General features: G+C 44.9%; 11 protein-coding genes and 1 riboswitch. All 11 genes read left to right on the top strand.

Annotated features, from left to right (window positions below; translation table 11 throughout):
- Window positions 1-873: 873 nt before the first annotated feature.
- Window positions 874-1656, top strand: a complete 783-nt coding sequence (sufC, locus tag FTX54_RS13765; RefSeq protein ID WP_147804309.1) for a Fe-S cluster assembly ATPase SufC — start codon at window positions 874-876, stop codon at window positions 1654-1656.
- A 22-nt stretch (window positions 1657-1678) separates the two neighbouring features.
- A complete protein-coding gene (gene sufD, locus FTX54_RS13760) occupies window positions 1679-2986 on the top strand; it encodes a Fe-S cluster assembly protein SufD (protein ID WP_147804308.1) in 1308 nt (435 codons plus the stop codon).
- Complete coding sequence (locus FTX54_RS13755; RefSeq protein ID WP_147804307.1) at window positions 2987-4210, top strand: cysteine desulfurase; 1224 nt, start codon at window positions 2987-2989, stop codon at window positions 4208-4210. It abuts the gene before it with no gap.
- Window positions 4197-4637 (top strand): Fe-S cluster assembly sulfur transfer protein SufU, encoded by a 441-nt coding sequence (gene sufU, locus FTX54_RS13750; protein WP_147804306.1) that lies wholly within the window; start codon window positions 4197-4199, stop codon window positions 4635-4637. Before FTX54_RS13755 ends, sufU begins: the two co-directional genes overlap by 14 nt.
- Window positions 4638-4765: 128 nt before the next feature.
- A complete protein-coding gene (gene sufB / locus FTX54_RS13745) occupies window positions 4766-6163 on the top strand; it encodes a Fe-S cluster assembly protein SufB (protein ID WP_147804305.1) in 1398 nt (465 codons plus the stop codon).
- A gap of 570 nt (window positions 6164-6733) precedes the next feature.
- On the top strand, window positions 6734-7600 hold the full coding sequence (locus FTX54_RS13740; RefSeq protein ID WP_147804304.1) for a DUF72 domain-containing protein: 867 nt from the start codon (window positions 6734-6736) through the stop codon (window positions 7598-7600).
- A gap of 40 nt (window positions 7601-7640) precedes the next feature.
- The gene (locus tag FTX54_RS13735) at window positions 7641-8462 is read left to right on the top strand and encodes a sulfite exporter TauE/SafE family protein (protein WP_147804303.1); all 822 of its coding nucleotides are present in this window, start codon (window positions 7641-7643) and stop codon (window positions 8460-8462) included.
- 15 nt (window positions 8463-8477) lie between these two features.
- Window positions 8478-9857: a bifunctional metallophosphatase/5'-nucleotidase gene (locus FTX54_RS13730; RefSeq protein ID WP_147804302.1), complete on the top strand. Its 1380-nt coding sequence runs from the start codon at window positions 8478-8480 to the stop codon at window positions 9855-9857.
- A gap of 258 nt (window positions 9858-10115) precedes the next feature.
- A complete protein-coding gene (locus FTX54_RS13725; RefSeq protein WP_147804301.1) occupies window positions 10116-10910 on the top strand; it encodes a thymidylate synthase in 795 nt (264 codons plus the stop codon).
- The gene (locus tag FTX54_RS13720; RefSeq protein WP_147804300.1) at window positions 10907-11410 is read left to right on the top strand and encodes a dihydrofolate reductase; all 504 of its coding nucleotides are present in this window, start codon (window positions 10907-10909) and stop codon (window positions 11408-11410) included. Before FTX54_RS13725 ends, FTX54_RS13720 begins: the two co-directional genes overlap by 4 nt.
- A gap of 45 nt (window positions 11411-11455) precedes the next feature.
- Window positions 11456-11628, top strand: a riboswitch (Lysine riboswitch).
- Window positions 11629-11869: 241 nt separating this feature from the next.
- Entirely contained in the window at window positions 11870-13444 is a 1575-nt protein-coding gene (locus FTX54_RS13715) for a Na+/H+ antiporter NhaC family protein (protein ID WP_147804299.1), read from the top strand.
- Window positions 13445-13677: the final 233 nt, after the last annotated feature.

Here is a 13677-nt window from a genome sequence, read left to right as displayed (position 1 = left end):
GATGCAATAATCGGTAGAAAAGGAAAGGTAACGGAGGTTTAAATTTGTCGGTCTGGAGCATTAGGGAGAATACGGGAGGAAACAGCCCAAATTAAAGAGTACAGTTATTTGATAATTCATGAATGGGAAAAAAGCTGAATTATCAGACAATATGACTTTGAATGAGAATTGGTTCACAAAGGATGAAGTGCTAATATATTACTTATCCGATGCAAATGCGGACAAAAAACTCGAGAGGAAAGTGATTTACTATCCATCAGATTGATACGAAAACGACTACTGAAATGGAAAAAGCGATGCATTCTTCACACGGAATGGGATACGGGGAGTACAATCGTAGACTTGAAAACCGGCTTAAAGTAGAAGAGAGCCGTCAGAAAGAATACGAGCAGTGTCAGAAAATCGTAGAAAAACTACAGCATGGATAAGTACTTAACATAACCGGCCGGCAGAGTGCCTGCCGGTTTTTTTTGTGATATTTTCAGAGCAGCCTAAAAAAAGAATGGTGGCAAAAAGTATACCGGCTAAGAAATGACGTGCGCGCACTTCCCTTGTGCTAATTAAGATTCATTCTCATTTAGATTCAAAAAAAACTTCCTATTGAGAATAAGGAAGAAGGGGAAAGAATCATCCAAATAATTGAAAATACGTAAAAAGTGCCTGTGTACCAAGCTTAAACAAAAGAATTAAGTGTATGGCTTGAACTCATTATACATATAAGATAAGATTAGAATGAGAATAATTTAAGAATCTATTGAAGGTTTGTATGTTATAATGAAACGTGGAGCGGGGAGTGATTCTGCTGCCTGTTTTTACGCGGTATATTATAACATGCGTATAGACTAACTTTCAAAAAATATGGAGGTATGATTCATGACTAAACCAAGCTTGAGTGTAAAAGATCTTCACGTATCGATTGAAGATACGGAGATATTAAAAGGATTTGGCATAGATGTAAAGGGTGGAGAGATTCACGCTATTATGGGGCCGAACGGAACAGGTAAATCGACGTTGGCATCCGCACTTATGGGGCACCCGAAGTATGAAGTTACAAGCGGGGAAGCAACATTTAACGGAGAAGACCTTTTTGATATGGAAGTAGACGAGCGTGCACGTGCAGGACTTTTCCTTGCTATGCAGTATCCAAGTGAAGTTTCCGGAGTGACGAATGCGGACTTTATCCGTTCAGCGATGAATGCTGACCGTGATGAGGACAATCAGGTTTCACTTATGCAGTTTATCCGTAAAATTGATGATAAAATGGGAACACTTGAAATTGACCAGTCTTTCCAGCACCGGTATTTAAATGAAGGCTTCTCCGGCGGCGAGAAGAAGCGGAATGAGATTCTGCAGCTTCTTATGCTTGAGCCGAAAATGGCTATTCTGGATGAAATAGACTCCGGTCTTGATATTGATGCTCTGAAAGTTGTAGCAAAAGGCATTAATGAACTCCGCAGTGAAGATTTCGGCTGCATGATCATCACTCACTACCAGCGTCTTCTTAACTACATTAAGCCGGACTTCGTCCACGTTATGATGCAGGGACGAATCGTGAAATCCGGTGGTCCTGAGCTTGCCCAGAAGCTTGAAGAAAACGGGTATGACTGGATTAAGGACGAACTCGGTATTGAAGATGAGAGAGTAGGACAGAAATAAGCTGTAGAAGGAGGATGCGAAGATGGCAACAGAATTAACCTTTCCAATAAATGAACAACAGCTTCAGAGCTTTTCAAAAGGCCGTCAGGAGCCGAAGTGGTTCAGTGATATGCGTCTCGATGCTTTGTCAAAAGCAGGCAGACTGGAACTGCCAAATCCGGACAAAACGAAAATTACGAAATGGAATTTTACTTCCTTTTCCTATGATGCAAACGCAGAAGCAACTTCTTCTTATGCAGAGCTTTCCGATGCGGTCCGCACACTTGTAGGAGAAGAAGATAAAATAGAAAATCTGCTGACGCAGAAAAACGGCGTAACAACGTACCTGGCTGCTCAGGCAGAACTTCAGGAAAAAGGCGTTATTTTCACAGATATCGAATCTGCTCTCCGGGATCACGGAGAACTTGTACAGAAGTACTTCATGCAGGATGCGATTTCTGCAAATGAGAACAGTCTGACAGCTGCACACGCAGCGCTTGTTAATGGAGGTACTTTCATCTATGTTCCAAAAAACGTAGAAGTACAGGCTCCTCTTCAGGCTATTTTTGCTCATGAAGGTAACTTCGGTCTCTTTAACCACGTGCTTATCGTAGCGGAAGAACACAGTTCTTTAACTTATATTGAGAACTATCTCAGCGAAGGCTCCGGTGAGCAGTCGACAGCTAATATTATAGCGGAAGTATATGTGGGCGATGGTGCCACAGTACGATTCGGTGCAGTGGACAACCTGGCTGATTCGGTTACCACTTATGTAAACCGCCGTGGACAGGTCAACGGCCGCGACGCTCAGCTTTACTGGGCTCTCGGTTTAATGAATGACGGTAATACCGTTTCTGAAAATACAACTTACCTTCACGGTCAGGGTTCATATGGCGATACGAAAAGTGTATCCATCGGCCGCGGTAAACAGGTTCAGAACTTTACGACTAACGTCGTGCACTACGGTAAAGATACCGACGGCCAGATTCTTAAGCACGGGGTGCTGAAAGAATCAGCAACGTCCATCTTCAACGGTATTTCCAAGATTATTAAAGGTGCGACTAAAGCCAATGGAGAACAGACAGAGCGTGTATTGATGCTCAGCGAAAAGGCGCGCGGCGATGCCAATCCGATTCTTTTGATTGATGAAGATGACGTAACGGCGGGCCATGCAGCTTCTGTAGGCAAGATCGATCCTCTGCAGATGTTTTATCTGATGAGCCGTGGACTTTCCCGTCAGGAAGCAGAGCGTTTAATTATTCACGGTTTCCTTGAGCCGGTCGTAGGTGCACTGCCGATTGACTCGGTTAAAAAGCAGCTTTATGAACTGATCGAAAGGAAAGTGTATTAAATGAACGTACAGGATGTCCGCCGTCAGTTTCCCATTTTAAATCAGGAAGTTAATGGTCATCCGCTCGTATATCTTGACAGTGCTGCCACTTCCCAAAAGCCCCTTCAGGTTATCGAAGCGGTGGAAGACTATTATAAGCGCTATAATTCAAATGTACACCGGGGAGTCCACACGCTCGGTTCGATGGCGACAGACGGTTATGAAGGAGCGCGTGAGAAAGTCCGCCGCTTCATTCATGCCTCCAGTATGGAAGAGATCATTTTCCTCCGCGGTACGACGACTGCAATTAATTTAATTGCTTCAAGCTACGGCAGGGACAATCTTGAGCAGGGTGACGAAATTGTTATTACTCCAATGGAGCACCACAGCAACATTATTCCATGGCAGCAGCTGGCAAAAGCTGTCGGTGCGGAATTAAAATATATTCCTCTCCAGGAAGACGGGACGATTGCAATGGAAGACGTCCGCAGTACTATTACGGACAGGACAAAAATTGTCTCCGTCATGCAGGTCTCCAACGTTCTCGGAACTGTCAATCCGATAAAAGAAATTACCGCAGCTGCTCATGAAAAAGGCGCAGTTATGGTAGTGGATGGAGCACAGGCAGTTCCTCATATGAAAGTGGATGTACAGGATCTGGACGCGGACTTTTACGCTTTTTCCGGCCACAAGATGTGCGGTCCGACAGGGATTGGTGTCCTTTACGGAAAGAAAGAACTGCTTAACCGGATGGAACCGGTGGAGTTCGGCGGAGAAATGATTGATTTCGTCGGCTTGTATGATTCCACCTGGAAAGAACTTCCGTGGAAGTTTGAAGGAGGTACTCCGATTATCGCCGGTGCAGTAGGCCTCGGAGCCGCCATCGATTTCCTGGAAGAAACTGGACTTGAAAATATCGAAGCTCACGAACGAAAACTAGCCAGGTATGCATTGGAAAAGCTTGAACACGCAGACGGCGTGACGGTTTACGGACCTGAGGACAGAGCCGGCATTGTGACATTTAATGCCGACGACGTGCATCCGCACGATTTGGCGACTGTCCTCGATTCAGAGGGAGTAGCAGTTAGAGCCGGTCATCACTGTGCCCAGCCGCTTATGAAGTGGCTTAATGTTACAGCGACCTGCCGTGCCAGCTTTTATCTGTATAATACCGAGCAGGATGTTGATAAGTTCGTTGAGTCATTACAAACAGCAAAGGAGTATTTCGGAGATGTCTTTGGGTAATCAGTTAGACACACTTTACCGGCAGGTAATCATGGATCATTATAAAACTCCGCGCAACTTCGGGGAGCTGGAAGGCGACGCGCTGAAGGTTGATATGAACAACCCTACGTGCGGTGACCGCATTCAGCTGCAGATGAGAGTAGAGGACGGGAAAATAGCCGATGCGAAATTTAATGGCGAAGGATGTTCGATTAGTCTTTCCTCTGCCTCTATGATGACTCAATCGGTTAAAGGTCTCTCCGTGGAAGACGCTCTTCGGATGTCTTCCCTCTTCTCTGATATGATGCTTGGCAAAGAAATCGACCCTGCCGGACTTGATATGGGGGATATTGAAGCCCTGCAGGGAGTAACGAAATTTCCTGCACGTATTAAATGCGCCACTCTCGCCTGGAAAGCAATGGAGCAGGGGCTCGAAGAAGAGAAATAAACTTTCAAACTTTGTAAAAAAAGCTTTATTCATGTAGAATGAAACCATCACCTGAAGATGCACATTCGTTTTTAAATAAAAGACAGTGAGGCAGATGCCTCTGTAAGATTTATGAAGGAGGGTTTCATATGGCAAAACAAATGCCGGAAATGGAAGACTATCAATATGGATTTTCAGATAAAGACGTTTCTGTTTTCCGTTCAAAAAAAGGTCTGACGGAAGATATTGTCCGTGAAATTTCCAAAATTAAAGAGGAACCTCAGTGGATGCTTGATTTCCGTCTGAAGTCATTGGAGCAGTTTTATAAAATGCCGATGCCGACATGGGGCGGAGATATTTCGGATCTGGACTTTGACGAAATCACTTATTATGTGAGGCCTTCTGAGAAGTCCGAGCGTTCATGGGATGAAGTACCGGAAGAGATTAAAAATACGTTTGATAAACTTGGAATTCCGGAAGCGGAGCAGAAATACCTCGCCGGTGTTTCCGCCCAGTATGAGTCTGAAGTAGTTTATCACAATATGAAAGAAGAATTAACGGAACAGGGAATTATCTTTAAAGATACTGATTCTGCGATGGTGGAAGATGAAGAAATTTTCCGCGAGCACTTCGGTAAAGTGATCCCTCCATCCGACAACAAGTTCGCAGCTCTTAACTCGGCTGTATGGTCGGGCGGTTCGTTTATCTACGTTCCAAAAGGCGTGAAAAGTGATACGCCGCTGCAGGCTTACTTCCGTATTAACTCAGAAAATATGGGACAGTTCGAGCGTACGCTGATCATTGCTGATGAAGGCAGCTCGGTGCATTATGTAGAAGGCTGTACAGCGCCGGTTTATACAACGAACTCTCTTCACAGTGCAGTTGTGGAAATTATCGTTAAAAAGGATGCCTACTGCCGTTATACAACTATTCAAAACTGGGCGCCGAACGTATACAATCTCGTAACGAAGCGTGCAGTAGCGGAAGAGAATGCAACGATGGAATGGGTCGACGGGAACATTGGCTCCAAGCTGACGATGAAATATCCAGCTGTTGTCATGAAAGGCCGTGGAGCTCGTGGAAACGTTCTTTCCATTGCAATCGCAGGGAAGGGACAGCACCAGGATGCAGGCGCAAAAATGACGCACCTTGCTCCGGACTGCTCGTCTTCCATCGTATCGAAGTCGATCTCCAAGCACGGCGGTAAAGTAACGTACCGCGGTATCGTTCACTTCGGACGTAAATCAGAGCGGTCCCGCTCCAACATTGAGTGTGATACGCTGATTATGGATAACAAATCCACATCAGATACAATTCCGTACAACGAAATTCTTAACAATAACATTTCGCTTGAACATGAAGCGACGGTATCAAAAGTATCAGAAGAGCAGCTCTTCTATCTTATGAGCCGCGGTGTTTCCGAGCAGGAAGCAACAGAAATGATTGTTATGGGCTTCATCGAGCCATTTACAAAAGAACTTCCGATGGAGTATGCGGTCGAAATGAACCGTCTCATCAAGTTCGAGATGGAAGGTTCGATCGGTTAATAAATCAGGATGAGAGCGAACTCGCGCAAAGCGGGTTCGCTTTTCTTTTAGCTGTCTTAAAGTTTAATGCTGATACATATAGAAAACTCCGCTTCGTTTTGATTTTTAAATACAGAAAGCCCGCTGGTTGAATCAAGAAGATAGAAAGCAGTGACAAGGCAGAGACGGCAGCGGAAAGCGTCCACATGGAAACGAAAGCGCGCGTTTATCTGCTTTATTTTCAAGGCAGCTTTTCTTTTAATAAACACACATACAGATTAATGTGTCCTGAACGCAGAAACAGGGTAAAAGGTTTTGTATACATATAAATCAATTTAATAGGTGCTTTTTTGACATATAAACGAAAAATAATCTGGTTATCCCTTTAAAATTCTTCTGTTTATAAAAAAAATGAAGCTGAATGCAAGCTGTCGGAAAAGACCTCATCTGGAGCGAAGGTCCCTGAACTGATTCGTTTTAAAAGGTAATGGTTTCAATTTTTGAAATTGAATCTTATACTGAATTACTGACTGTTTGTTGACGGAAGGCCTGCTGGTGTTCAGGCAGATCCTACAAGAAGGAGGACGTACCATGAGCGATAATATAGTGATTGGGCTTACTGGCTGGGGAGATCATCATACACTTTATGAAGGACTGCCTTCTTCTGCATCCAAACTGGAAACGTATGCTGCCCACTTTCCCGTAGTGGAGCTTGACGCCTCTTTTTATGCGATCCCTCCCGCGTCCTCCGTTCAGAAATGGCTGAGAGAAACACCAGACTCATTTCAATTTGTAGTAAAAGCGTATCAGGGAATGACCGGTCATCAGCGCGGTAAAATCCCATTTGATTCAAAGGAGGAAATGCTGGAAGCTTTCAGGAAAACATTCCGGCCGATGCTTGAAGCCGGTAAACTGAGTACGGTTCTCTGTCAGTTCCCTCCGTGGTATGACTGCCAGCAGAAATACGTACAGTATATTAAGTGGATCCGGGAAGAGCTTCGGGAATTTCCGGCTGCTCTCGAATTCCGCCACCAATCATGGTATGAGGAGGAATTTAAAAAGCGGACGATCGATTATATGAAGCAGGATAAATGGATCCACACCGTAGTCGATGAACCGCAGATTGGAGAGAAATCCGTACCGTTTGTTCCTGTCGTGACGGAGCCGGACCACACGTTCATCAGGCTGCATGGGAGAAATAAAGCAGCTTGGCAGAAGCCGGTTCAAGGCGAGGAGTGGCGCAGTGTCCGTTATCTGTATGATTATTCAGAGAAGGAACTTTCTGAACTGGCAGAGCAGGTCAAAAAAATTGCAGCAGAGAGCAAAAAAGTAACGGTTGTTTTCAACAACAATTCAGGTGGACACGCAGCTGGCAATGCGAAAAAATTTATTCAGATGCTGGGATTGGAATATACCGGTCTTGCTCCGAAGCAGTTGGATTTGTTCAGCGGGGACTAAAGGCAGATAAAATGAAAAGGGCTGAAGGGGCTTATCAGTTATGGAATGGATATTACTTGTTTTTTTAGGGCTTGCAGCAGCAATTGTCGGCAGTATTATGGGGCTCGGTGGAGGAATCATTATCGTTCCTGCTCTCATGGTATTAGGCGGCTTCACGGGGATATTTGAAGGAATTACTCCTCAGGTTGCTGTAGGGACTTCGCTGCTTGTTATGATATTTACCGGACTTTCTTCTACACTGGCCTATATGAAACAGAAAAAGGTAGACTTTCAAAGCGGTCTGATTTTCTTTATCGGGAGCGGACCCGGAGCTCTGTTCGGTGTATGGCTGAATAACGGCATAGATGCAGGGCGGTTTCTGATCGCTTTTGGATTTTTCATCATTCTAGTTTCTTTTATTCTGCTCATCCGTAATAAAATAAAGCCGGTGCCTCTTAGAAAAAGAGGCATAAAACGCACCTTTCAGGAAAGCGATGGCTCACAGCGAGAATATGGGTACGAGCCATCCCTTGCGATAGGCATCGCTTTTTTTGTAGGTATGTTCTCAGGACTTTTCGGTATTGGAGGAGGATCTTTGATCGTCCCGGCGATGATTATTCTGTTTGCTTTTCCCGCACATATTGCTGTGGCTACTTCGATGTTTCTCGTCTTTTTATCTGCCGCAGTGAGCTCCGTTTCCCACATCGCACTCGGTAATGTAGATTGGTTTTATGCCATGGCACTTATTCCAGGTGCCTGGTTCGGAGGGAAAATAGGAGCCTGGATTAACAGCCGTATGAAAAATGAAACGATCGTTCTGGCGCTTCGCATCGTACTTGTAATTATAGGAATCAGGCTTATTTTTGATGGTTTCAATGGATAGAGAGGAGACTGCCGCATGAATACACTTACCGTTCTGCATACGAACGATTTACATAGCGAATTGGAGCAGTGGTCTGCAGTAACAGAAATAGTGAAAAAACAGCGGAGGCAGGCCGAGAAGCTGGGTCATGACGTGCTGCTATTTGATATCGGCGATCATAGCGACCGGATGCACGTGCTGACAGAAGGACTTGTAGGAAAAGGAAATACAGACCTGCTTAACGCAATGAACTATAAAGCGGTAACGATAGGCAATAATGAAGGAATCACGATGGCTAAAAAAGATCTTAATTCGCTTTATGATAATGCGGAATTTGACATTCTGCTCGCCAATTTGTTTAATAAGGACGGAGGTCGGCCTGACTGGTGCAGTCCGTGGAAAATATATCCACTGTCAAATGGTAAAAAAGCAGCAGTAATTGGGGTCACCTATCCTTTCTATGCCTTTTATGAAGAACTCGGCTGGCACATTACAGACCCGCTGAAAGAAATCGACGGACTGCTTCCGGAAATGAAAGCAAGCGCCGATTTCATTATCTGCTTGTCTCACCTTGGATACAGACTGGACAAGCAGATGGCGGATAAATTTCCGGATATTCATCTTATTCTTGGAGCGCACACTCATCACGTACTGAACGGTGGAGAAAGAGTAAATAAGTCGTGGCTTCATCAATGCGGCAGATCCGGCTCCCACGTGGGAGAAGTAACAGTTGATGCGGAAAATGAGCCTTATGTGGCCCATATACAGACACATGAGGTGAATAAGAGAAACAGGGACAAAGCGACTGACACTCTTTTGAAAGAAGTGGAAAAACGCGCCCTGCCGTTTATGGATGAAGTAATTACGACCCTTCCTAAAGGTCTTGAAGTTTCCTGGTATGAACCATCTCCGCTTGTCCTGCTTCTTGCGGACGCTCTGCGGGAGTGGTGTGAAGCGGATGTAGCGATGGTTAATTCCGGTCTGCTGCTGAAAGGACTTCCAGCAGGGGATATTACGAAACGGCATATCCATGAAATTTGCCCCCACCCGATAAATCCGGCGAAAGTTTCCATGAGCGGCAGCGATTTGTACCATCTAATGAAGCAGTCCAATGATAATACGATGATCAATTACCCGCTCAAAGGTTACGGATTTCGTGGGAAGGTTCTCGGACTTACGCTTTACGCTTCGGAGGAATGGACGACGAGTTCTATGAAAGATGTGGAGACCTATGGAGCCGGAATCGATCCGAAACGATATTACAGTGTAGCAGTACCTGATTTAATTACTTTCAGTCATCTGTACCCTTTTGTGACAGAGCTGGCATCCAAAACTTATTATATGCCTGAATTTCTAAGGGACCTGCTGGCTTGGAAACTGAAAGAGCCGGCCGGTAAACAATCAGAGAGTAAATAAATGTTTTTTCAACCGGGATCTTCGTTATTAGAAAGCAGATCCTGGTCTGTATTTCTTACCGTAAGCTGTAGTGGAGATGGGGCAGCTCCGAGGCGATTCAGGACGAGCCCCACTCCGCCCGACGAAAAGCGTCCCCATGGAAACGAAAGCGCATTTTCATCGCTTATATACTTTATTTTCAAGGTGGCTTAAAATTAAGGCTCTGTTAAAGCTTTAACAGAGCTAAAATTAAAACAACCTCTAAAAGGAGAGAATTACATGCATGCTTATTTAGACCTTTGCCGGCATATCCTCGATAACGGAACGAATAAAGGAGACAGAACGGGAACAGGGACGATCAGCACGTTCGGCTATCAGATGCGTTTTGACCTGCAGGAAGGCTTTCCTCTGGTCAGTACGAAAAAAATGGCCGTTAAAGCGATGATTCATGAACTTCTCTGGTTTATAAAAGGAGATACGAATGTCAGTTATCTTCAGGAAAACGGTGTTCGTATTTGGAACGAATGGGCGGACGAAAATGGAGATCTTGGACCGGTATACGGACGTCAGTGGCGGAGCTGGCCGGCTCCTTCCGGTGAAACGATTGACCAGCTCCGGACAGTCATCGAAGAGATTAAGGAAAATCCCAATTCCCGCAGACTCATTGTAAATGCATGGAACGTCGGCGAGCTTGAAGAAATGGCGCTGGCTCCCTGCCACTGTCTGTTTCAGTTTTATGTTGCCGACGGAAAACTTTCCTGCCAGCTTTATCAGAGGTCAGCGGATGTGTTTCTCGGTGTACCGTTTAACATCGGTTCCTATGCGCTGCTTACGATGATGATTGCCCAGGAGTGCGGTTTGGAGCCGGGAGATTTCGTGCATACCTTTGGCGATGTGCATATTTATAACAATCATCTGGAACAGGTGAGACTGCAGCTGACAAGAGAACCGCGTCCTCTTCCAAAAATGAAGCTCAATCCGGATGTGAAAAAGATAGAAGATTTCCGATTTGAAGATTTTGAACTGACAGGCTATGATCCTCACCCTGCCATTAAAGGGAAGGTATCTGTATGATTTCTATGATCGCAGCGATGGACCGGGGCAGAGTCATTGGTAAAGACGGAGGCATGCCGTGGCATCTTCCAAATGATCTGAAGTTTTTCAAGGCTACGACTTATGGAAAAACTATCGTGATGGGCAGAAAAACATTTGAGTCGATCGGGAAGCCGCTTCCTGGGAGAAGAAACATTGTTCTCACGTCGAATCCTGATTTCAAAGCGGAAGGAATCGAGGTTTATCATGATCCGGATGAAATTAGAGCGTTGGAAACGGAAGATGAGGAACTCGTCATCATGGGGGGAGCTTCTCTCTATGAGAAGTTTATGAAGGATGCCACAAGAATTTATTTAACAAAAATTGAAGCCGACTTTGAAGGAGACACCTTTTTTCCTGAACTGATAGAAACGGAATGGACTTTAGTATCGGCAGAAACGGGAACAGTGGACGAAAAAAATGTCTATCCGCATGTTTTTCAAATTTTAGAGAGGAATATTGATTCGCTTGAAAAGATGTGATATATTTTATCAGGTTAAAAAATATATAAGATAATACCTCATACTGAATGAGGTAGAGGAGCGGGAACAATCATTAACGTATCAGAGCCGGACGGAGGCAGAGACGATGCGTGAAAGGTGTTATCGCCGAAGCCCTGTAAGCTCGTCTGCTTACAGGAGCTGGGGCTTCATCGAACAGGTGAAGCACTGTCGCGTATCTGCGGAGAGCTGCCGGCATGGCATGAAGGGATTATCTGTTTCTTTACAAAGGCAGGGTCTTCCCTGTCTTTTTTTTGCGCTGTTCCCCGTATAATAGCCGCTTTTCAAAAGAGACAGTCCCGCAGCAGACCATTAATGGCAAGCACAGGAATGCTCATAGAGATCGAGAAATAGGGATCAATATATTTCATCATGACTGTAGAAATATCTCTTACGGCAAATTGCAGAACGGAAAATAGTATCTTGAGAGGAGTAAGAAAAATGGATCACGGAATTTTATCGCTGCTTCCTCCTGTCCTGGCGCTCGTACTCGTATTAATTACAAAACGTGTACTGCTTTCACTTGGAGTGGGTATTTTAACTGGTGCATTGATGATACATCAGACAGAGGATATGTTTGTAAACGCGGCTGTCATGGATATTCTCAATATTGTTACGAATATATTTATTACGGAAGATGGAATAAACACGTGGGAATTTTATATCATTCTTTTCCTGCTGCTTTTAGGAATGATCGCAGCACTGATTACCATCACCGGCGGTGGACGTGCATTCGGGGAGTGGGCAATGAAACGTGTGAAAACACGGATCGGAGCACAGTTTACCGCAGCTTTTCTCGGTGTCATCATATTTATTGACGATTATTTCAACAGTTTGACCGTTGGTAATGTCAGTCGTCCGCTGACAGACAGACACCGCATTTCCCGTGCGAAATTAGCGTATGTGGTCGATTCCACGGCAGCGCCGATGTGCGTCATTTCACCTGTTTCCAGCTGGGGAGCCTACATTATTGCAATTATCGGCGGTATTCTGACGACACACGGTGTAGTTCAGTATGAAGCCCTGCAGGCATTCCTGCTGATTGCACCAATGAACTTTTATGCAGTCTTCGCGATTATTGCCGTTTTTGCTGTCGCCTACTGGAAGCTTGATGTTGGCCCGATGAGAGACCATGAAATAAGAGCGGTTGAGACCGGGGAACTGGTCGACCGTTCAAAAGGAGCGATCCCGGGCGAAAATACAGAAGCAAGTCCCCAGGCCGAAGGGAAAGTGGCTGATCTGCTGATTCCTATCCTCACACTGGTGGCAGCGACTGTCATCTTTATGGTGGTAACTGGTATTCAGGCAACAGAGGGAGCGCCGTCCCTGCTTGCTACATTTGAAAACACAGATGTAGCTGCCGCCCTTCTTTACGGAGGACTAATAAGTTTTGCGTCTGCCCTTCTCCTTTCCTTTATGCGAAAAGTCAGTGTGAAGCATATAAGCTTTGGATTGTGGTCCGGAATTAAATCCATGCTTCCTGCTATTTACATTTTGATTTTTGCATGGACAATTATTGAAATCATTGATGGGCTCGGCACGGGAGAGTATCTTGCAGCCCAGGTCGATACCTTTATTCCTGTAGCTCTTCTTCCGGCCCTCCTGTTTCTGATCGCAGGCTTTATGGCGTTCAGCACAGGAACCTCCTGGGGTACATTTGCTATCATGCTCCCAATTGCCGGAGATATTGCGGCAGCGACAGATATTACTATGATGCTGCCGGTACTGGCAGCGGTACTTGCAGGTTCGATTTTTGGAGATCACTGCTCTCCTATTTCCGATACAACCATTCTATCTTCCGCCGGGGCAGGCAGTCATCACATTGATCACGTGCTGACTCAGCTCCCTTACGCGGTGCTGATAGGCATTACAGCAACTGCCTCCTTCCTTACACTTGGATTTACGGGCAGTACGCTGCTTGGGCTGCTGACAGGGATAATTGTACTGGCAGTAATATTGTTTTTAATGCGGATTTACACGCAGAAACTACCAGCACCTGTATTGCAAAAAGGATAAAAAATAAGGTACCCTGCCGGAAATTTTCCGGCAGGGTTTTTAATATACGAAAGACCCAGCATTACTCATGCCTGCATATATTATGACCTGAAAGTATTTTTGAACTTTTTTCAACAATAATAAATGCTTTGTTCTGCTATAGAAATAGAGTAAATGTGCATAAACACACAATTTTCTGCTTAAAATTAATATTCTGAAAAGTCTTTGACTTTTTAATGGATAATAATTATAAT

The sequence above is a fragment of the Alkalicoccus halolimnae genome (assembly GCF_008014775.2).
GTDB lineage: Bacteria > Bacillota > Bacilli > Bacillales > Salisediminibacteriaceae > Alkalicoccus > Alkalicoccus halolimnae.
This window is presented reverse-complemented; position numbering and strand designations above follow the sequence as displayed.

Coding starts and splice junctions, on each gene's coding strand:
- sufC (WP_147804309.1), top strand. CDS start 874: ATGACTAAACCAAGCTTGAGTGTAAAAGATCTTCACGTATCGATTGAA.
- sufD (WP_147804308.1), top strand. CDS start 1,679: ATGGCAACAGAATTAACCTTTCCAATAAATGAACAACAGCTTCAGAGC.
- FTX54_RS13755 (WP_147804307.1), top strand. CDS start 2,987: ATGAACGTACAGGATGTCCGCCGTCAGTTTCCCATTTTAAATCAGGAA.
- sufU (WP_147804306.1), top strand. CDS start 4,197: ATGTCTTTGGGTAATCAGTTAGACACACTTTACCGGCAGGTAATCATG.
- sufB (WP_147804305.1), top strand. CDS start 4,766: ATGGCAAAACAAATGCCGGAAATGGAAGACTATCAATATGGATTTTCA.
- FTX54_RS13740 (WP_147804304.1), top strand. CDS start 6,734: ATGAGCGATAATATAGTGATTGGGCTTACTGGCTGGGGAGATCATCAT.
- FTX54_RS13735 (WP_147804303.1), top strand. CDS start 7,641: ATGGAATGGATATTACTTGTTTTTTTAGGGCTTGCAGCAGCAATTGTC.
- FTX54_RS13730 (WP_147804302.1), top strand. CDS start 8,478: ATGAATACACTTACCGTTCTGCATACGAACGATTTACATAGCGAATTG.
- FTX54_RS13725 (WP_147804301.1), top strand. CDS start 10,116: ATGCATGCTTATTTAGACCTTTGCCGGCATATCCTCGATAACGGAACG.
- FTX54_RS13720 (WP_147804300.1), top strand. CDS start 10,907: ATGATTTCTATGATCGCAGCGATGGACCGGGGCAGAGTCATTGGTAAA.
- FTX54_RS13715 (WP_147804299.1), top strand. CDS start 11,870: ATGGATCACGGAATTTTATCGCTGCTTCCTCCTGTCCTGGCGCTCGTA.